The sequence below is a fragment of the Flavobacterium sp. ABG genome, from assembly GCF_001027725.1.
GTDB lineage: Bacteria > Bacteroidota > Bacteroidia > Flavobacteriales > Flavobacteriaceae > Flavobacterium > Flavobacterium cupriresistens.
Genome location: NZ_LEKS01000003.1, coordinates 328964 through 349063 on the forward strand (window position 1 = coordinate 328964; position 20100 = coordinate 349063).

At 34.2% G+C, this 20100-nt stretch carries 19 protein-coding genes; 2 read left to right on the top strand and 17 right to left on the bottom strand.

All coding sequences use genetic code 11. From position 1 onward, the window contains the following. Positions 1 to 21: 21 nt before the first annotated feature. From rfbB to AB674_RS04655, 10 genes are all read right to left on the bottom strand, one after another. Positions 22 to 1068: a dTDP-glucose 4,6-dehydratase gene (rfbB, locus tag AB674_RS04610; protein WP_047774492.1), complete on the bottom strand. Its 1047-nt coding sequence runs from the start codon at positions 1066 to 1068 to the stop codon at positions 22 to 24. 12 nt (positions 1069 to 1080) lie between these two features. Further along, the gene (locus AB674_RS04615; RefSeq protein WP_047774261.1) at positions 1081 to 2088 is read right to left on the bottom strand and encodes a mannose-1-phosphate guanylyltransferase; all 1008 of its coding nucleotides are present in this window, start codon (positions 2086 to 2088) and stop codon (positions 1081 to 1083) included. A 31-nt stretch (positions 2089 to 2119) separates the two neighbouring features. Continuing rightward, complete coding sequence (locus AB674_RS04620) at positions 2120 to 3403, bottom strand: nucleotide sugar dehydrogenase (RefSeq protein WP_047774263.1); 1284 nt, start codon at positions 3401 to 3403, stop codon at positions 2120 to 2122. Positions 3404 to 3689: 286 nt separating this feature from the next. Then, entirely contained in the window at positions 3690 to 4154 is a 465-nt protein-coding gene (locus AB674_RS04625) for a UpxY family transcription antiterminator (RefSeq protein WP_047774266.1), read from the bottom strand. 83 nt (positions 4155 to 4237) lie between these two features. Beyond that, positions 4238 to 5629 (bottom strand): UDP-glucose 6-dehydrogenase, encoded by a 1392-nt coding sequence (locus tag AB674_RS04630; RefSeq protein ID WP_047774267.1) that lies wholly within the window; start codon positions 5627 to 5629, stop codon positions 4238 to 4240. Positions 5630 to 5660: 31 nt separating this feature from the next. After that, positions 5661 to 6644 (bottom strand): SDR family oxidoreductase, encoded by a 984-nt coding sequence (locus AB674_RS04635; RefSeq protein ID WP_047774269.1) that lies wholly within the window; start codon positions 6642 to 6644, stop codon positions 5661 to 5663. A 10-nt stretch (positions 6645 to 6654) separates the two neighbouring features. After that, positions 6655 to 9090 (bottom strand): polysaccharide biosynthesis tyrosine autokinase, encoded by a 2436-nt coding sequence (locus AB674_RS04640; protein ID WP_047774271.1) that lies wholly within the window; start codon positions 9088 to 9090, stop codon positions 6655 to 6657. A 15-nt stretch (positions 9091 to 9105) separates the two neighbouring features. After that, a complete protein-coding gene (locus AB674_RS04645) occupies positions 9106 to 9900 on the bottom strand; it encodes a polysaccharide biosynthesis/export family protein (protein ID WP_047774273.1) in 795 nt (264 codons plus the stop codon). Between the two features lie 71 nt (positions 9901 to 9971). Continuing rightward, positions 9972 to 10592 carry a recombination mediator RecR gene (recR, locus tag AB674_RS04650; RefSeq protein ID WP_047774274.1) on the bottom strand — a complete coding sequence of 207 codons (621 nt, stop codon included), beginning with the start codon at positions 10590 to 10592 and terminating at the stop codon, positions 9972 to 9974. Between the two features lie 74 nt (positions 10593 to 10666). Continuing rightward, the gene (locus AB674_RS04655; RefSeq protein ID WP_047774276.1) at positions 10667 to 11032 is read right to left on the bottom strand and encodes a CoA-binding protein; all 366 of its coding nucleotides are present in this window, start codon (positions 11030 to 11032) and stop codon (positions 10667 to 10669) included. 154 nt (positions 11033 to 11186) lie between these two features. Here AB674_RS04655 and AB674_RS04660 point away from each other — a divergent pair, with 154 nt between their 5' ends. Together AB674_RS04660 and AB674_RS04665 are read left to right on the top strand one after the other, a co-directional pair. Further along, positions 11187 to 11816: a MarC family NAAT transporter gene (locus AB674_RS04660; protein ID WP_047774278.1), complete on the top strand. Its 630-nt coding sequence runs from the start codon at positions 11187 to 11189 to the stop codon at positions 11814 to 11816. Between the two features lie 34 nt (positions 11817 to 11850). After that, the gene (locus AB674_RS04665; RefSeq protein WP_047774280.1) at positions 11851 to 12300 is read left to right on the top strand and encodes a GNAT family N-acetyltransferase; all 450 of its coding nucleotides are present in this window, start codon (positions 11851 to 11853) and stop codon (positions 12298 to 12300) included. Between the two features lie 95 nt (positions 12301 to 12395). Here AB674_RS04665 and ctlX read toward each other — a convergent pair whose 3' ends face one another. From ctlX to AB674_RS04700, 7 genes are all read right to left on the bottom strand, one after another. After that, complete coding sequence (gene ctlX / locus AB674_RS04670) at positions 12396 to 13331, bottom strand: citrulline utilization hydrolase CtlX (protein WP_047774282.1); 936 nt, start codon at positions 13329 to 13331, stop codon at positions 12396 to 12398. A gap of 77 nt (positions 13332 to 13408) precedes the next feature. Next, positions 13409 to 14323: a dimethylarginine dimethylaminohydrolase family protein gene (locus AB674_RS04675; RefSeq protein WP_047774284.1), complete on the bottom strand. Its 915-nt coding sequence runs from the start codon at positions 14321 to 14323 to the stop codon at positions 13409 to 13411. 65 nt (positions 14324 to 14388) lie between these two features. Then, a complete protein-coding gene (locus AB674_RS04680) occupies positions 14389 to 15666 on the bottom strand; it encodes a citrate synthase (RefSeq protein WP_047774286.1) in 1278 nt (425 codons plus the stop codon). Positions 15667 to 15822: 156 nt separating this feature from the next. After that, positions 15823 to 17115, bottom strand: coding sequence for a phosphopyruvate hydratase (eno, locus tag AB674_RS04685; protein ID WP_047774288.1), 1293 nt, complete (start codon positions 17113 to 17115; stop codon positions 15823 to 15825). A gap of 102 nt (positions 17116 to 17217) precedes the next feature. Next, a complete protein-coding gene (carA, locus tag AB674_RS04690) occupies positions 17218 to 18336 on the bottom strand; it encodes a glutamine-hydrolyzing carbamoyl-phosphate synthase small subunit (RefSeq protein WP_047774290.1) in 1119 nt (372 codons plus the stop codon). Positions 18337 to 18578: 242 nt separating this feature from the next. Beyond that, positions 18579 to 19067: a 50S ribosomal protein L17 gene (gene rplQ / locus AB674_RS04695; protein WP_047774292.1), complete on the bottom strand. Its 489-nt coding sequence runs from the start codon at positions 19065 to 19067 to the stop codon at positions 18579 to 18581. 36 nt (positions 19068 to 19103) lie between these two features. After that, positions 19104 to 20096 (bottom strand): DNA-directed RNA polymerase subunit alpha, encoded by a 993-nt coding sequence (locus tag AB674_RS04700; RefSeq protein WP_026109818.1) that lies wholly within the window; start codon positions 20094 to 20096, stop codon positions 19104 to 19106. Positions 20097 to 20100: the final 4 nt, after the last annotated feature.

A 20100-nucleotide genomic window follows, 5' to 3' on the forward strand; every position in this document is an offset into this window, starting at 1 on the left:
AGAAAATAAATTTAAAAAAATTTAAGAATATTGTTTTTGGTAATACTCTTTATAGGATCCTGAAGTTACATTTTGCAGCCATTCTTCGTTGTTAAGGTACCAATTAATTGTTTTTTCAAGACCTTCTTCAAAAGTCACAGATGGCTTCCATCCTAATTCTTTATTGATTTTTGAAGCATCTATAGCATAACGCAGATCATGACCTGGTCTGTCTTTTACATATGTAATTAATTCCTGTGAAGTTCCAGTTACTCTACCTAATTTCTCATCCATAATCTGGCATAATAATTTCACTAAATCTATATTTTTCCACTCGTTGAAGCCTCCAATATTATAAGTATCATGATTTCTTCCTTCGTGAAAAACTAAATCTATCGCAATTGCATGGTCTTCTACAAACAACCAATCACGTGTATAATTACCGTCTCCGTAAACTGGCAAGGGTTTATTATTAATTATATTATTAATAAAAAGCGGAATTAATTTTTCCGGAAAATGATAGGAACCATAATTGTTTGAACAGTTTGTCAAAACATAGGGCAAACCATACGTTTCACCATATGCTCTCACAAAATGGTCGGAACTCGCTTTAGAAGCTGAATACGGTGAATTAGGATCATACGAAGTAGTTTCTGTAAAAAGGCCTTCGGCTCCAAGTGAACCATAAACTTCGTCCGTACTGATATGGTAAAAACGCTTTCCTTCAAAATTGCCTTTCCATTGATTCTTTGCCGCATTTAATAAATTCATTGTACCAATAACATTTGTTTTCACAAAAGCTAAAGGATCTTCAATAGAACGATCCACATGAGATTCAGCTGCTAAATGCAAAACTCCGTCAAATTCATGTTCTGAAAAAAGCTCATTTATAAATACTTCATCTACAATATCTCCCTTTACGAAAGTGTAGTTAGAGTTATTTTCTATATCTTTTATATTCTCCAGATTACCGGCATAAGTCAAAGCATCTAAATTGAATATCTGATAATCAGGATATTTATTCACAAAACGTCTTACAACATGTGACCCAATAAAACCGGCACCACCGGTTATAAGAATTTTTTTCATTTTAGCTTTCAATTAATTTAATAAATGTGAATTTGCTTTTTCTAATTCACCGTATAAGTCTTTTACATCTTGTGAATTCTCTTTTTGTAATAGTAGATTTGCACTATCCGTACAAACAAAAATAGTATTTTTCAATCCTAAGAATGCTGTATATTTATCGCTACCAATTACCATATTCCCATTTTTATCTACAGCATGCCCTTTAGATACCAAATAGTCATAAACAGATTCAAATGATCCTAAATCGGACCAGGAAAATGAAGCGGGAACCACTTTAATTTTTTTACTACGTTCCATTACAGCATAATCGATACTAATGGATGGAATTTCTAAAGACAAATCCAAATCAAGCACTCCATTCTTGCCGGATTCCCAAACTATCTTTGCTTTTTCGTAAACATCGGGTTGAAATTGTTTTAGCTCATCTAAAAGAACCCCTGCTTTAAAACAGAACATACCACTGTTCCATAAAAAATTACCTCTTGCTATAAAGTTTTTAGCTGTTGTTTCATTTGGTTTTTCACGAAATGAAATCACTTTATCTCCATTAGATTCAATATAACCATATCCCGTTTCCGGTTTGGTTGGAATAATTCCGAATGTTACGATATAACCCTCATTTGCTTTTAAAATAGCTTCATGTATGGCTTTATTATACTCTTCCATCTTATCAATGATATGATCTGAGGGTGTCACAATTAACACATCATCAGGATGAGATGCAAATGCCGCAAAAGCAATAGCTGCAGCCGTATTTCTTGGGGTAGCTTCTACAATATTTAGAAATTCAGTCTTGGTCTTATCCATCACCTTACTGCTTAAATGGTGATTATCAACATTACCTACCACCATAACTTTATTAGCCAAATGACTGTTTCTTTCTACCGTCATTTCAAATAAAGACTTCCCTTCAAATATCTCCAGATATTGTTTGGGTTGGCTTTTTCGTGACAAAGGCCATAATCTGCTCCCAACTCCGCCAGTCAAAATTACATGTATGATTGAACTGCTTATTTCCATTTTTTTTAAACTAAAAAAGAAACTTTATTTACTACAACCTATTATCGGCAACAGTACCTAAAACTCCTTTTACATCATATACTAAACTATTTGATTTTTGTAAACCGGAAAAATCCAGTTTCAAAAATTCTTTATGGGCTACTCCTAAAACAATAGCATCAAATTTCTCTTTTGGAATTGAATCTACTGTTGTCAGCTTATATTCTTTTCTAACCTCGTCAATACTTGCTAACGGGTCGTATATCGTTACCGCTATTCCATACTCTTTCAATGCTTTTATAACATCTACAATTTTAGTATTTCGAACGTCAGGGCAATTTTCTTTAAATGTAATTCCAAGCATTAACAGATTGGCACCATTTACAGAAATCCCTTTTTTAATCATTAATTTAACCACTTGAGAAGCAATATACTCTCCCATGCTGTCATTTAAACGTCGTCCTGCCAAAATTATTTCAGGATGATACCCAAATTCCTGTGCTCGTTGTGCCAGATAATAAGGATCAACACCTATGCAATGACCTCCGACCAAACCTGGTTTAAACGGTAAAAAATTCCATTTTGTCGCAGCGGCAGTCAGAACTTCTTGTGTATCAATATTCATTAAGTTGAATATTTTAGCCAATTCATTAACAAAAGCAATATTTATGTCTCGTTGTGAATTCTCTATCACTTTTGCGGCTTCTGCCACTTTTATGCTAGGGGCTAAATGAGTTCCTGCTGTAATAACAGATTTATATAGTGCATCAACTTTTAATCCAATTTCAGGAGTTGATCCTGAAGTTACTTTCAGAATTTTCTCAACCGTGTGTTCTTTATCTCCGGGATTTATTCTTTCAGGCGAATATCCTGCAAAAAAATCTTCATTAAATTTCAAACCTGAAACATTTTCCAACACAGGTACACATTGCTCTTCTGTCACGCCCGGATAAACCGTCGATTCATAAATAACAATATCACCTTTTTTCAGTATTTTACCAACAGATTCACTCGATTTATACAATGGGGTTAAATCCGGACGGTTATTTTTATCAACTGGAGTTGGAACTGTTATTATAAAGTAATTACAATCTGCGATGTCTGCCAGAGAGGTAGTGCAGTACAGCCCAATTTCAACATTAGGATTATCTACCAATACTTTCTGCAAAGTAACATCATCCACTTCCAGTGTAGTATCAAATCCTGATTTTAAAGAATCTACTCTTGATGTATTAATATCAAAACCGATAACAGCATACTTGGTGGCAAACAACCTTGCTAAAGGTAGTCCGACATAGCCCAGACCGATAACCGCTATTTTTATATTCTCATTCAAATTGTTTTCTTTTTATACGATTTAGTCCGTAAAATTCACGGCTACGCCGTTCCCTGTCACAGTAATCGACACAGAATTTGGAAAAATCATTTTTGGCAAATATAACACATTAAGTCAATTAATTCAATACGTTTTTTTGCAGACTTAAAAACAAAAAAACCTATAAACACAAACCTTTACAAATCAAAGCTGTGCCATTTTATTTGCAAAAAAAAGAGAATGAAAAACACCAAAAACGAATTTCACTCTCAATTAATTTATATTTTAATTTCGTACATAAAATATACTACTTGTACTTAATTTTCAAAACACAACCTAAAGATTCCAATACCAAAATATAATGGGTATTAGAAATTTCCTGAACAATTGCATTTTGACTACTAAAAACCCCGGATTCCAGTTTTATTCGATCTCCAACTTGAAATGCCGTTACCGAAACATCGCTTACATTTGAATCCGAAAGACCCTTTTTTATTATAGCTATTTCTTCGTCTTTAACAATTGCCGGCTTTCCAAGCCAAAACAAATAGCGAATTACACCAGCGACCTGAAAAACAGCATTTCGATCCATATCGGGTAATTGAACAAATACATAGGAATTAAAAAGAGGTGCTTCAATTTTTTTCTTTCTATCCGACCATTGCTTTATCTGAGTAATTACCGGACAATAACATTCGATTCCGATTTGATTTAGCCGCTCTGCAACCTTCTTTTCCCATTTGGGCTTAGTATAAACTACGTACCAATTCATATCTCTTTTATAATGAAATAAAATTTTTAATTCTATCGCTTTATTCGCTTTCTGCCAAATTTTAAATCAAGACTAATAATCGACTATGAACCAATTCCGTTATAAACAAACCCAATAGACTCTAACTCTTGTGCATTTAATATATTTCTACCATCAAAGACAAATGCAGGTTTGTGCATTGCATCATAAATTTTTTGCCAATCGTATGTTGTAAATTCATCCCATTCGGTAAGAATTGCAATCGCATGGGCGTCTTTGCAGGCATCATAAGGATTATCAAACGTTAAAACAGCCTTATTATTTTCTTCAACTGTTCTTGTTTCTAAATAATTTAAATCCGCCAGCATTTTAGTTCTTGAAACTTTAGGATCGTAAACAGCAATTTTTGCCTGTTCGTTAATCAAATCATCCGCTACATATATTGCTGCAGACTCACGGGTATCATTGGTATCTTTTTTGAATGCCCAGCCCAAAAAGGTAATTTTCTTATCAGCAACCGTATTGTATAAAGTCTGAACGATCTTATTTGAAAATCTTCGTTTCTGATGATCATTCATAATAATAACCTGTTCCCAGTAGTCCGCAACTTCATTCAATCCGTATGTTTTTGCAATATAAACTAAATTCAAAATATCTTTTTGAAAGCAAGATCCACCAAAACCAACGGAAGCTTTTAAAAATTTTGGTCCAATTCTGCTGTCCATTCCTATCGCTCTTGCCACCTCGTTTACATCAGCACCAGTTTTTTCACAAAGTTCAGACATTGCATTTATAGATGAAATACGTTGCGCTAAAAAGGCATTCGCTGTAAGTTTAGACAATTCTGAAGACCAAACATTTGTAGTCAGAATTTTATCCTTACTAACCCAGTTGGCATACACATCTACCAAAGCTTTAATCGCCACTTCCCCTTCAGGAGTAGTATCGCCACCAATTAGAATTCGGTCCGGATTTAATAAATCTGTAACAGCAGTTCCTTCTGCTAAAAATTCGGGATTGGATAAGATCTGAAATTGAACTCCATTTCCGGTATTATCTAAAATACTTTTTATGGCTTCTGCAGTACGTACCGGTAAAGTCGATTTCTCAACTACGATTTTATTTTCTTTTGCCACTTTTGCAATCTGTCTGGCGCATAATTCAATATATTTCAAATCAGCTGCCATACCTTTTCCTTTTCCGTAGGTTTTTGTTGGCGTATTTACTGATATAAAAATCACCTGAGCTTCATCAATTGCTTTTTCTACTTCGGTTGAAAAGAAAAGGTTTCTTCCTCTTGCCTCCGCCACAATTTCGGAAAGTCCCGGTTCGTAAATCGGAATATTATCGGTATTTGGATCGTTCCAATCTTTAATTCTTTGTTCGTTCAAATCAACAACAGTCACTTGAATATGTGGACATTTTTGAGCAATTACTGCCATCGTCGGACCTCCAACATAACCTGCACCAATGCAACAAATTTTTGTTACTTCCATTTAATTTAATTTAATATCTTAATCTTTGACTTTATTTCAAATTGCTCCAGTACCAGCTGACAGCTTCTTTTAATCCTTCTTGTAATGAATATTTCGGATCATATCCCAGCATTTTTTTGGCTTTAGCAATACTAGCTAACGAATGCGGAATATCTCCTGCTCTATTTTGACCGTAAACAACTTCTACATCAACAATTTTTGAATCCAATTCACTTAAGTATTTTTTCAAATATCCTGTCAAGTCATTCAAAGTATTCCGATCTCCAAATGCCGTATTGTAAACTGTATTTACTGCTTCCGGATTTTGACTTAACATCGCCAATTCGTTCATCTGAATCACATTGTCAATATAAGTGAAATCACGTGAATAATTTCCGTCACCATTTATAACCGGACTTTCATAATTCATAAACTGCATCACAAACTTAGGAATTACGGCTGCATAGGCACCATTTGGGTCTTGTTTTCGTCCAAAAACATTAAAATAGCGCAATCCAATCGTTTCCAGACCATAGGTTTTACTGAAAATTTCAGCATACAATTCGTTTACATATTTTGTAATAGCGTATGGAGACAATGGTTTACCGATAATCTCTTCTACTTTTGGCAATCCTTCAGAATCTCCATAGGTAGAGGAACTTGCTGCATATATAAATCGCTTTACTTTAGCATCGCGGGACGCTGTCAACATATTTAAAAAACCCGACACATTAACATCGTTAGTAGTTATCGGATCGTTTATAGATCTTGGAACAGAACCTAGAGCGGCCTGATGCAAAACATAATCAACTCCATCAACTGCAGCGACGCAATCGGCTATGGTGCGAATATCACCCTCAATCAATTTAAAATTGGGATTCTCCATACAATCTTTCAGGTTATGGCGATGTCCTGTCGCAAAGTTATCCAAACAAACCACCTTGTGACCTGATTTTAAAAAGTGCTCACATAAATTTGAACCAATAAAACCAGCACCTCCTGTAATTAAAATTTTGTATTGAGCCGATACTTCCATATGCTTCAAATTATTTTTTATTGAATTTGTTTAAAAGAGATTTCACAACACCTTCTTTTTCTCTTTCTTCATAATAGCCGTTAGAATAGGCACCATATCCGTACCCGGAACCATACTTGGCTTTATTTTCATATCCATTTAAAACGATACTTGCATTGTTAAGTTCTCCTCTTTTCACTCTGTTATTCAACAACGTGATCATATCTTTTTTGGTATAGTTCTGCCTTACAATATATAAAGTAACATCAGCATACTGAGCCAACTCTAAAGCATCAGAAACTAAACCAACGGGAGGCGTATCTAAAATAATGTAATCGTATTCTTGCTTTAACTCATCTATTAACTCTTTCATCGCTTCACTTAAAATAAGTTCGGAAGGATTAGGAGGGATTGGGCCTGACAAAATAACATCCAGATTTGGTATCTGTGTTGGATTTGTTATTTCACTTAAACTTTTTTGTTTAATCAAATAATTAACTACACCCACATTCTTAGTCAGATTAAATTCATCAGCCAACCTCGGTTTTCTCAAATCCAAACCGACAATCACCGTTTTCTTTTCACTTAAAGCAAAAACTGTCGCAATGTTTATGGAGCAAAATGTTTTTCCTTCACCACTTACCGACGAAGTAATCATTAATGTTTTTGCACCGCTAACACGTTGTTTTTTATACAAAAACTGTAACGAAGAACGAACAGCCCTAAAAGATTCTGAAAGCGCCGATTTTGGTCTGTCAAAAACCGCCAAGCTCATATTTTCTTTATCAACCCCAATAACCCCAATAAGAGGAATCTGCGTTAATTTACTTATGTCCTCAACATTCTGAATTGAATTATTAACGAAGAAAATCACAAAAACAAACAACAAAGGAACCAACATCCCCAGAAACAAAGCCAAAACATAATTGGCAGAAGTTTTAGGCCCTACCAGATCTCCACCTATATCTTTTGCGGGATCAATAAAATGAATATCTGATAAATTAGATGCTTTTACAATTTCTGCTTCATTTCGTTTCTGCAAAAACTCCGTATAAATATTATCATTTAAATCGTATTTTCTCTTAATCTTCAACAACTCCTGCTGTTCTTCAGGAAGTCGCTTAACCGTACTTTCTGCCTGACCAATTTTAGCATTTATCATAGACAGGTCATACAACAAAGATGATTTTGCACTTGTAATATTTTCCAACAAAACACCTTTAACAGCATTCATTTGATTATCAAAATCCTTGAAAATCTTATCACTTTTTACCGCATACGCCATTTCTGACCTTTGTGCAGAGAGCGCGATAAGTTTTGAAACATTCGTAATAATATTCGGGTCCTCAATTCCTGCAACAGAAGGAGCAGGCAAACGAGAGTAATCTACACTATTATTTAGATATGCTTTTAAAGAATTATAATAGGCTATTTTTCTGGAAATCAAATCTCTCTCAACATCGAAATCCATTATTTTATCCGAAAACTTAACACCTCCACCCTCAATTTCGTAGATATTCTTGTCCTTTCTGAACGTTTTTAGCTCGTTGCCGTTTTCTTTCAACTGAGACTCCATCGCAACAAGAGTACTATCTATAAATCGGATCGTGTTGTTTGCAAATTGATTTTTACCATCAAGCTGAATTTTAATCAACATCCTTACTGTTGAGTTCAAATAATCAACCATTCTGGCTTTGTTCGTACCCTGCAATGACAAAGTTAACAACGAACCTCCTTTGTCATCAGAAGTAACATTTATACCTCTGTAATTAGACACTGTACCGTCAAAATCATTAAATCTAACGAAGTACTCATTTCCTTTATAGAGCCCCGGATTGTCATTTATTTGCAATTTCCAATTTAGGAAAGGAAGCGAAACTTGTTCTCCGACTTTATATCTTTTAACAAATTCTACAGGCTGAACCGCCGTATTAGCATAAGAATTAGTCGAATAATTTAATACTGAAACAGAATTATTTTCAAATAAAATTCTGATTTCATATACATTTTCACTTATAAATTTAACTCCGATAAGAGTATTGGCAAGCTGTCCTTTTGATTTATCAATATTCAAATAAAAAGGTACTTCGCCATAAGAATCGACCAAATTGTATTTCCCTTGCGAAAGATAATCGATATAAAACTGCAATTTATCAACAACCAATTCATTATGTGATCTTGACTTCAAGATGGTAGAAATTCCATTTACCTGATCAGAAATTCCACCCCAATTAAAAACCAAACTGGTATTCGAAGTAAAAAACGGATTGCTTTCTTCTTTAATAGAAATCATGGTTTGCATGGCGTAAATTTTTTCTTTACGAATATTTACCTGATGGGCTATTGCAAACGCAATTATTAAACTCACCAGAAACCACTTCCAATAACTTATAATTTTTAATAAAAGTCCTTTAAAATCAAAATTCGAATGATTCTCAAAAATCGAAAAATCTTTTATATCTAACATCTTTTGAACTGAGTTTTAATTTTTAAGAATCAAATAAACTGTCGTTGCCAATGACAACAAAGTAATAACAGTACCTATAGACTGTATTCCTGTCTGCCCGGTCCCCCATGTTTTTTGCCTTAGAGGCTTCACATAAATATAATCGTTAGGCTGTAAGTAATAATAAGGCGATTTCATCACATTGACATCGGTAAGATCAATATCATGCATCTGAACTCCTGTCGGGGTTTGACGAATTACTGTTACTGCTTTTCTGTTTCCAACTGTCGTAATATCTCCTGCATTTGCAATAGCCTCCATAATATTTACATGTGGCTGAAACAATGTTTTAGTCCCTACATTTCCTACTTCACCATTTATCGTATATCTGAAACCTGCCAATTTTACTGTTACAAAAATATTGGCCTCACTTTTAAAATATTCTTCAAGTAATTTTTTTTCAATCATCACTCGTACTTCTTCAAGCGTATATCCAATAACATTTAGCTCTCCTAAAATTGGCATTCTTATATTTCCATGATCATCAACTGTAAAACCATCAAAATACAAAGCTCCTTCTGATTTACCGGACGCCGCTGCAGCACCATCATTTTTATTAAAAATGGAAACTAATTTGGGATCTATTGCTTTAATATCAACACTTATAACATCATTTACCTGTAATCTGTAAGGTTTCGATTCAACGGCAGCAACTGTATTTTGTTCTCCCGAAGTATTTTTATCCTGCAAATACACCAAGTCTTTTACAGGGATACAAGATGTAAATACTGTACTAATCAATAGTAATATATAAAAACTTTTCTTTGTCATTATTAATATTTTATCCGCAAATATAGCTTTTCCTTTAATCTTCAGGAAATCTAGCTTTTTATTGACTCTATTTAGTTGTTTTTGAAAGTTTTTTCAAACGGGACGCGGTGCAAAATACTTCTTCCAAGTGTAACTTCGTCTGCGTATTCTAATTCGTCTCCAACAGAAATCCCTCGTGCAATTGTAGAAACTATGATATCGTATCCTCCTATTTGCTTGTAGATATAAAAATTCGTTGTATCACCCTCCATGGTTGAACTTAGCGCAAAAATAAGTTCTGTTACTTTCCCTGATTTTACTTTTTCCACTAAAGTTGTAATATTTAGCTGACTGGGTCCAACACCTTCAATCGGGGAAATTTTCCCTCCTAAAACATGATAAATCCCTTTGTACTGACCCGTATTCTCAATAGCCATTACATCGCGAATATCTTCAACGACACAAATCAACTCATGGTTTCTTGCCACATTAGCACAAATTTCACAAACTTTAGTATCTGAAATATTATGACAGCTTTTGCAAAATTTAATATCCTCTCGCATATTTAACAATGCCTGAGATAAAAATCCCGTTTGTTCTTTAGGTTGCTTCAATAAATGCAAAACCAAACGCAATGCCGTACGTTTACCAATTCCCGGTAATTGTGACATTTCGTTGACTGCTTTTTCTATTAGTTTTGATGAAAATTCCATGACGACAAAAATACTGTTTTTAATAATTTAGCGGCCTTGAGGCACCAAAAATCAATCGGTATCGAAAAAGTGAATTAATATTGATTTGTAGCTAATAAAACCAATGTACAAGCAACTTCTGCTTTAATATTATTCAGTTCCAATAATTGATACAACTCCGGATTCTCAGAACCAGGGTTGAAAATCACCCTCTTTGGTTGTGCTTCAACGATATAATTATAATAATCACGCTGACGTGCCGGATTCAAATACAAGGTAATAGTATCAATATTTTTAACAGGAATCGCTTTTGTATAAATTTTCACCCCGGCAACTTCGCCTGTATTTTGACCTATTGCCAAAACGGTGTGTCCTTTTTCAACTAATGCATTTATAGCTCTAAAAGCATAACGCTCCGGTTTTGTAGTTGCTCCCAGAACTAAAGTTTTTTTATTTTTCATCATTTTTAAATATCGTACAAAAGTAATCAAAAAGTACGAGCTAAATTCAGGTAATTTAGCATAGACTTAACAACAATAAAAAAGCAATATCTCACCATAAATTTACACTCAAATATTAAAAAAAGACTATTTTTACCCTACTAACCCAAACAATATGGATTTATTCATTTATTTATTTGCTGCTCTTTTCTCGGTTCTAAACCCAATCGGTACCGTGCCGATTTTTGTTGGACTGACACAGCACGATTCTCAAAAAGAACGTTCCAGGATTTCACTTTGGACAGCGATCAACGTTTTTATCATTTTATTAGTTTCCTATTTCATTGGTCAATACGTATTGACTTTCTTCGGAATTAGTATTGATGCGCTACGAATTGCCGGTGGAATTGTAATCGTAAATTCAGGTTTCTCTTTGCTCTCCGGAAAATTCAACAAGAAAAGAGGTATTAACAAAAAGATTGAAAACGAGGCACAACAACGAAACGACATTGCCTTGACTCCTTTGGCGATTCCAATGCTCGCCGGTCCGGGTTCTATGTCATTATTAATTGCTTTTTATCAGGAGCATCACGAAATGAATGAAATTATTATTTCGACTTTGGCTATTGCAGCCATTGCAATAGCGATTTTTGCGATATTAAAAAGTGCTCATTATCTTGCCAGAATTTTAGGTGCTTCGGGAATTGTTGCAATCTCTAGAATTGTTGGTTTTATTGTAATCTCTATCGGAATTCAATATATCGTGAGTTCGATTATCAATATTGTAAAAGGAAATTTGATGTAAATCTGTTGTTTACTTTAATTCTAGCCGAAAAAAAATGAAAGAAATTAATTTCTCTTTTGGAGATTTCACTATTACAACCGATAAAAACAAATTGGATCTTGATGCCATTCATGATTTCTTATCAAAAAAATCCGGGTGGAGTGATGGTATTCCTTTTGAGACCATGAAAACTTCTATTGAAAATTCTCTAAATTTTGGATTATTCTATAAAAATATACAAATTGGTTTTGCAAGGGTAATTTCAGATTTTGCTACTATTGGGTATTTGGGCGACATTTATGTATTGGAAGAATATCGAGGAAGAGGACTTTCTAAAGCTTTGATGGAACAAGTAATGAACCATCCTAATTTACAAGGTTTACGCCGTTGGATTTTATTGACATCTACAGCTGAATGGCTTTACGAAAAATACAATTTTACAAAATTACCCAATCCTGAATTCTACATGGAATTATATAATCCTGAAGTTTACAAGTCAAATTAAGCTTAACGATTAATCCACAAACACAAAATTCCAAATTCCAAACTGTACTATTCAGCTTTTGGAATTTGGAATTTTTCTATTGAAAATTATAAAATTTAACTTCTTGGCAAGAACACCTCTGCCATCATACATCTTGCACTTCCGCCACCGCACGCTTCGATTGTATCTAAGCTTGAACTTAAAATTTCAGCATGAGCTTCTAACTGTGTAATTTGTTTTGGTGTTAAACTCTGGTGAGCTGAAGCACTCATAACAATATACTTTTTATCATCAGTTCCTCTAACTTCCAGCATATTACCAGCAAAATTATTTACCTGAGCTTCTGTAATCAAAATAACTTCTTTGTTATCTGCTTTTAGATTCTCCAGAACCATTTTGCGTTCTTTTTTATCATCGATGCAATCCGCACAAATAACAGCGAAAGTTTCACCCAAACACATCATTACGTTGGTGTGATAAATTAATTTACGTTCCCCATCAACGGTCTGAAAAGCTTCAAAAATTACCGGAGCATAATCAAAATCCTCACAGAATTCGATAAACAATTCTTCATCAGCTCTCGGAGACAAAGCACAATAGGCTTTTCCGTTAGCACGATCTAAAAGCAAACTTCCGGTACCTTCAAGAAAAATACCATCTTCTTCTGCCGAGGTATAATCCATTATATTGGCAATTTCAAAACCTTTGTCTTCAAGTGTATCTAAAATATCTTCACGACGCTCCTGACGACGATTTTCTGCAAACATTGGATATAAAGCCACGTCTCCGTTTTCGTGAAACGAAACCCAGTTATTTGGAAAAATACTATCCGGAGTATCTGTTTCTAAAGTATCTTCTATAACGGTAACATCAACCCCTACAGCTCTCAATTTCTCAACAAAAACATCAAATTCCTGTTGTGCTTTTGCATTTACTGTACTCGGTAAAAGTCCGTCCAAAACTTTTTGATAATAATTATTGACAGCCGTTTGCTCATTCATTCTAAAAGCAACAGGGCGAATCATTACAATTGCATTCGTTGTTTGTTTCATGTTTTAATATTTTTTTTGTTTCAAGTTTCAGGTTTCAAGTTATTGTGAACTTGAAACCTGAAACTTGAAACTACTTTTTAATCTCTAATTAATGGTAAAGTCGAACATCTTAACAATCCCTCTTGTTTTGCGATTTCAGCGTATGGAATTTCCTCAACTGTAAAACCATTTGCACGCAACCAATTGTTTAAGCGGGTAAAGTTTTTTTCTGAAACCACTACATCGGCATCAATAGAAAATACGTTAGAAAACATATGATACATTTCGTCTCTTTCGATATGAAATAAATTCTCTTTTCCAAAAAGGTTTACCAAATACAAATAATCTGCTTCTTCACGAAAACCTCGTTTGTAAATAATACCTTTGTCTTTTCCAACAGGTTGAAAGCAACAATCCAAATGCAAAGCATTATCTCTGGCTTCTAATTTAGATTTAACCAGATCAAACTCTTTAACAATTTTGTTTGGAAATAATTCTTTAATATAATTTACACCCTCCATATTGGTACGAGCTGTAATATAATCTTTGTAATCACTGCCTTTATAGGTTCCTATAAAAATATGATCGTTCCAAAGCATCACATCACCACCTTCGATATGAACTTCTTCCGGCGGACGAACCACCTTTAAAGTATTCATTTGGTCGATTACATATTGAATCGCATCTAATTCTCGCTCTCTATCCGGTAAAATATTAGATTTCACGAAAGTATCATCAATAACAAACCCTATATCTCTCGCAAAAATTTGATTGTAATTTTCTATCATCTCAGGACGATAAACCGTTACATCATACTTTTGAAAAACAGCATTAAAAGCATCCATTTCAACAACCATATCTTTTTCAAGAGGGTAGGTTCCTGCTTTAATATGTTCCAATGATTTAGGATCATAAGCCTCATCTAAGGATGGAGTTGGCCCATTATGAACCGCTGAACCCAAAACTACAGCACGTAATCTTGACGTTTCGTTCTTTACATTTAATTGCAACATAACTTTATTGTATTTTGAACAAAGATAAAAAAAGCTTCACAGTTAGGTGAAGCTTTAAAATGTTTTTATTTATTTGACTTAAAGTCTCTCAACGGATGTCCAGTGTATATTTGTCTTGGTCTTCCGATTGGCTCTTTATTCTCACGCATTTCTTTCCATTGCGCAATCCAGCCCGGTAATCTACCAATAGCAAACATCACCGTAAACATATCTGTTGGAATCCCTAAGGCTCTGTATATAATTCCAGAGTAGAAATCAACGTTTGGATATAAATTTCTTGATTTGAAGTATTCATCTTCTAAAGCTGCTGCCTCTAACTTTTTAGCGATCTCTAAAATCGGATCTTCAACACCTAAAGTTTCTAATACTTCTTTAGCTGCTTTTTTGATGATTCTTGCTCTTGGATCAAAGTTTTTATAAACTCTATGACCAAATCCCATTAAACGGAAAGGATCATTTTTATCTTTGGCTTTCGCCATGAATTTATCAGTATCTCCACCGTCTTTGTTAATTTCTTCCAACATCTCAAGAACTGCCTGATTAGCACCACCGTGAAGTGGCCCCCAAAGTGCAGAAACACCTGCAGAGATTGAAGCAAACAATCCTGCATGAGAAGAACCAACCATTCTTACAGTAGAAGTTGAACAGTTTTGCTCGTGATCTCCGTGTAAGATAAATAATTTGTCTAATGCATTAACAATAATAGGATTTGCAGCGTAAGGTCCTGTAGGCAATTTAAACATCAATTGCATAAAGTTCTCTACATACCCTTGTGTATTGTCATAATAGTTCAATGGATACCCCATTGTTTTTCTATATGTCCATGTAGCGATCACAAGAAACTTAGCTATAGTTTTACAGATAGCTTCGTACATTTCTTTTTCGTTCTCTACATTTACAGCTTTTGGATTAAAGGCGGTTAAAGCACTTGTCAAAGCAGACAAAACTCCCATTGGGTGAGCCGTTTTTGGGAAACCGTCAATGATGTTCTTCATTTCTTCGTTAACCAAAGTATGCTTTTTAATATCAGCATCAAATTGAGCTAATTGTTGGGCTGTTGGTAATTCACCAAAAATTAAAAGATAAGATACTTCAGGGAAACTTGCTTTTTCAGCTAAATCTTCGATTGAATATCCTCTGTAACGCAAAATCCCAAGTTCTCCATCCAAGAAAGTAATCTCACTTGTACAAGATCCTGAATTTTTATATCCTGGGTCAAGCGTAATGAAGCCAGTTAAATCACGTAATTTGTTAATATCGACAGCAGACTCATTTTCACTCCCAGTGATTACCGGAAGTTCAATTTTCTTACCATCTACTTCTAATGTAGCTGTTTTTGACATAATATATCGGAAATAAATCTTTAAAATAATAATTTACCAAATCTAAGGAATTTAAGACTAATTAAAAAAAGAATCCTGCTATGAATTTGTTAAAACTCCAAAAAAAAACCATCCGTAAAAACGGATGGTTTAAATATAGTCTATAATTGTTTACAATTATTTGATTTTGAAAGCATTTAAGCCAGGGAAATAAGCAGTACTTCCCAATTCTTCTTCAATTCTCAATAATTGATTGTATTTTGCCATACGATCAGAACGAGAAGCTGAACCAGTTTTAATCTGACCACAGTTTAAAGCCACTGCTAAATCAGCAATTGTAGTATCTTCTGTTTCTCCTGAACGGTGAGACATTACTGAAGTATACCCTGCATTTTTAGCCATATTTACAGCTGCAATAGTCTCCGTTAAAGTTCCGATTTGGTTTACTTTTACTAAGATTGAATTGGCAATACCTTTTTGAATTCCTGTAGACAAACGCTCTACATTAGTAACGAACAAATCATCACCAACTAACTGCACTTTATCACCGATTTTTTCTGTTAAGTATTTCCATCCATTCCAGTCATCTTCGTACATACCATCCTCGATAGAGATAATTGGATATTTAGCAGCAAGTTCCGCTAAATAATCCGCTTGCTCTTCAGAAGTTCTGATTTTTCCAGTCTCTCCTTCAAATTTAGTATAATCGTATTTACCGTTTACATAAAACTCAGAAGCAGCACAGTCAAGTGCAATCATAATTTCGTCTCCGAAAGAATATCCTGCATTTTCAACCGCTTTTTTGATGGTATCTAAAGCATCCTCAGTTCCACCGGCTAAGTTTGGAGCAAAACCTCCTTCATCACCAACAGCAGTACTTAAACCTCTATCATGTAATACTTTTTTCAAACTGTGAAAAATCTCAGTTCCCATTTGCATCGCATGTGTAAAAGAAGTTGCTTTTACAGGGAAAATCATAAATTCCTGAAATGCGATTGGCGCATCAGAGTGAGAACCACCGTTAATGATGTTCATCATCGGTACAGGTAATGTATTAGCAGAAACACCACCTACATATCTGTATAAAGGCAATCCAAGCTCATTAGCAGCCGCTTTTGCAGCAGCCAAAGAAACTCCTAAAATTGCATTAGCTCCTAATTTAGATTTGTTTGGAGTTCCGTCTAAATCAATCATGGTTTGATCGATCACGTTTTGTTCAAAAACAGAAATTCCAACTAACTCTTCAGCAATAACAGTATTTACATTATTCACTGCATTCAAAACACCTTTTCCAAGGTAAGCTTTACCACCATCACGTAATTCAACTGCTTCGTGCTCTCCAGTTGACGCTCCAGAAGGAACAGCTGCTCTACCTAAAACTCCGTTTTCAGTTATTACATCAACTTCAATAGTAGGATTACCTCTGGAATCAAGAATTTGTCTTGCGTGAATTTTAATTATAATACTCATTATTTTTACTTTTTTATTAATAAATTATATATTTTTTTCGAAATTATAAAAATATCCAATAGAAAATACGCATTTTAACTATTAAAAACCTTTATTTATTAACTATATCGTTTTAGCAGAAGCCTCTTTGATGTTCTCTACAAATTGATCGAACAAATAAGAAGAATCATGAGGACCAGGACTTGCTTCAGGGTGGTATTGTACTGAAAAACAATTTTTGTTTTTCATACGCATCCCAGCCACAGTTCCGTCATTCAAATGCAGGTGTGTAATTTCTAAATCCGGATGCTTATCTAATTGTTCTTTATTAACAGCAAAACCATGATTCTGAGACGTAATTTCACCTTTACCTGTAATGATATTTTTTACAGGGTGATTTATTCCTCGGTGCCCGTTAAACATTTTATAAGTCTGAACTCCATTAGCTAAAGCAATTACCTGGTGCCCTAAACAAATCCCAAATAGGGGTTTATCATTCGCCAGAATTTCTTTTGCTACTTCAATTGCCCCGAAAAGCGGATCCGGATCACCAGGCCCATTTGACAAGAAGTACCCATCCGGATTAAACGCAGCCAAATCTTTATAAGTTGAATTGTATGGAAATACTTTTATATAACAATCTCTCTTAGCCAGATTTCTAAGAATATTTGTTTTAATACCAAGATCTAAGGCAGAGATTTTATAAGTAGCGTTTTCGTCACCAAAAAAATAAGGCTCAGTAGTGGAAACTTTCGATGCCAATTCTAAACCTTCCATGTTGGGCACATTTGCCAACTCTTTCTTTAAATCTTCCACAGCAGTACCATCTGTACAAATAACAGCATTCATAGCTCCATTATCACGAATGTAACTTACTAATGCACGTGTATCAACATCAGAAATACAAATTAGATTTTGTTTTGTAAAATAATCTTCCAAACTACCGGAAGCATCTTCTCTGGAATAATTAAAACTAAAGTTTTTACAAACTAAACCGGCAATTTTTATAGAATCAGATTCAACTTCTGAATCATTAACCCCATAATTTCCGATGTGCGTGTTAGTAGCCACCATAATTTGTCCAAAATAAGAAGGATCTGTAAAGATCTCCTGGTATCCGGTCATTCCAGTATTAAAACAAACTTCTCCAAAAGTTTTACCGCTAATTCCGATAGATTTTCCATGAAAAATAGTTCCATCACTTAGTAATAAAATGGCGCTTTGACGTGTAGTGTATTTCATTCTTTAATTGTATTGTTTTTAATCGTCCTATAAAACCGGCGAAGCCTGTTTCAATTGTAATTAGATATTTTGCAAATTTACTTCTTTAAAAGAGTGTCTCCAAGATTTTTTAAAAATTTCATTCATAAAAATGAAACCTAAAAATTCAAATAAGTTAGATTTCCTTTTAAAAAAAATCAAAAAAAAAGGATAAACTAAAAATTAGTTTATCCTTGATTTCTATAGAATCATTACTTTCATAATTATTCAGAAGCTTCAGTAGTCGATTCTGATTCAGCAGCTGGAGCTTCCGGAGTATCCTCAGCTTTTTTTGCTTTACCACCACGACGGCTTTTTGCTTTTTTAACTTCTTTTTTACCACCATTGTAAAGTTCATTGAAATCTACAAGTTCGATCATTGCCATATCAGCATTATCTCCCAAACGATTTCCAACTTTAATGATACGAGTGTATCCACCTGGACGGTCACCAACTTTAGCAGCTACGTCTCTGAACAAGTCAGTTACCGCATATTTACTACGTAGGTAAGCAAAAACAATACGACGGTTGTGAGTCGTATCTTCTTTTGATTTAGTGATTAAAGGCTCAACGAATTGTTTAAGCGCTTTAGCTTTAGCAACAGTAGTGTTAATACGTTTGTGCTCGATAAGAGAACAAGCCATATTAGCCAACATAGCTTTTCTATGTCCAGTCTGTCTGCTTAAGTGATTGAATTTTTTTCCGTGTCTCATTGCTATTTTAAATTTAATCCGCCGCAGCGGATTGAATTATTCTTTATCTAATTTGTATTTAGCTAAATCCATTCCGAAGGTTAGATTTTTAACTGCAACAAGTTCATCAAGTTCAGTTAAAGATTTTTTACCAAAATTACGGAATTTCATTAGGTCATTTTTATTGAACGATACTAAATCACCAAGTGTATCAACTTCAGCCGCTTTCAAGCAATTTAATGCTCTCACAGATAAATCCATATCAACAAGCTTAGTTTTAAGCAATTGTCTCATATGCAATGACTCTTCATCATACGATTCTGTTTGTGCAATTTCGTCAGCCTCGAGTGTAATTCTTTCGTCAGAAAATAACATGAAGTGGTGAATTAAAACTTTAGCAGCTTCAGTAAGGGCATCTTTTGGATTAATAGAACCATCAGTTTTAATTTCAAAAACTAATTTTTCGTAATCTGTTTTTTGTTCCACACGGAAGTTTTCAATAGCATATTTTACGTTTTTTACCGGAGTAAAAATAGAATCTGTAAAAATAGTACCAATTGCTGCATTCTGTTTTTTGTTCTCCTCAGCAGGAACATATCCTCTACCTTTTTCGATTGTTAAATCGAAGTTCAATTTGATCTTTGAATCTAAATTACAGATAACAAGGTCTGGGTTCAGAACTTGAAAACCTGAAATAAATTTTTGAAAATCACCTGCTGTTAATTGATCTTTACCAGAAACAGAAATTGTAACTGCTTCATTATCGATATCTTCAATCTGACGTTTGAAACGTACTTGCTTTAGATTAAGGATAATTTCGGTAACGTCCTCAACAACACCTGAAATAGTAGAAAACTCATGATCTACACCTTCGATACGAACAGATGTAATTGCATAACCTTCTAATGCTGAAAGCAAAACTCTTCTAAGTGCATTACCAACAGTCAATCCATAACCAGGTTCTAAAGGTCTAAATTCGAATTTACCTTCAAAATCGGTTGAATCGATCATGATAACTTTATCGGGCTTTTGAAAATTAAATATTGCCATAAAT

Excerpts from the sequence above, each read along its gene's own strand:
- AB674_RS04640 (WP_047774271.1), bottom strand. The coding sequence starts at position 9,090 with ATGTTAGATATAAAAGATTTTTCGATTTTTGAGAATCATTCGAATTTT.
- rplQ (WP_047774292.1), bottom strand. The coding sequence starts at position 19,067 with ATGAGACACGGAAAAAAATTCAATCACTTAAGCAGACAGACTGGACAT.
- AB674_RS04665 (WP_047774280.1), top strand. The coding sequence starts at position 11,851 with ATGAAAGAAATTAATTTCTCTTTTGGAGATTTCACTATTACAACCGAT.
- AB674_RS04660 (WP_047774278.1), top strand. The coding sequence starts at position 11,187 with ATGGATTTATTCATTTATTTATTTGCTGCTCTTTTCTCGGTTCTAAAC.
- eno (WP_047774288.1), bottom strand. The coding sequence starts at position 17,115 with ATGAGTATTATAATTAAAATTCACGCAAGACAAATTCTTGATTCCAGA.
- AB674_RS04675 (WP_047774284.1), bottom strand. The coding sequence starts at position 14,323 with ATGTTGCAATTAAATGTAAAGAACGAAACGTCAAGATTACGTGCTGTA.
- recR (WP_047774274.1), bottom strand. The coding sequence starts at position 10,592 with ATGGAATTTTCATCAAAACTAATAGAAAAAGCAGTCAACGAAATGTCA.
- AB674_RS04700 (WP_026109818.1), bottom strand. The coding sequence starts at position 20,096 with ATGGCAATATTTAATTTTCAAAAGCCCGATAAAGTTATCATGATCGAT.
- AB674_RS04625 (WP_047774266.1), bottom strand. The coding sequence starts at position 4,154 with ATGAATTGGTACGTAGTTTATACTAAGCCCAAATGGGAAAAGAAGGTT.
- AB674_RS04655 (WP_047774276.1), bottom strand. The coding sequence starts at position 11,032 with ATGAAAAATAAAAAAACTTTAGTTCTGGGAGCAACTACAAAACCGGAG.
- AB674_RS04630 (WP_047774267.1), bottom strand. The coding sequence starts at position 5,629 with ATGGAAGTAACAAAAATTTGTTGCATTGGTGCAGGTTATGTTGGAGGT.
- carA (WP_047774290.1), bottom strand. The coding sequence starts at position 18,336 with ATGAAATACACTACACGTCAAAGCGCCATTTTATTACTAAGTGATGGA.
- AB674_RS04615 (WP_047774261.1), bottom strand. The coding sequence starts at position 2,088 with ATGGAAATAAGCAGTTCAATCATACATGTAATTTTGACTGGCGGAGTT.
- AB674_RS04635 (WP_047774269.1), bottom strand. The coding sequence starts at position 6,644 with ATGGAAGTATCGGCTCAATACAAAATTTTAATTACAGGAGGTGCTGGT.
- AB674_RS04680 (WP_047774286.1), bottom strand. The coding sequence starts at position 15,666 with ATGTCAAAAACAGCTACATTAGAAGTAGATGGTAAGAAAATTGAACTT.
- AB674_RS04645 (WP_047774273.1), bottom strand. The coding sequence starts at position 9,900 with ATGACAAAGAAAAGTTTTTATATATTACTATTGATTAGTACAGTATTT.
- rfbB (WP_047774492.1), bottom strand. The coding sequence starts at position 1,068 with ATGAAAAAAATTCTTATAACCGGTGGTGCCGGTTTTATTGGGTCACAT.
- ctlX (WP_047774282.1), bottom strand. The coding sequence starts at position 13,331 with ATGAAACAAACAACGAATGCAATTGTAATGATTCGCCCTGTTGCTTTT.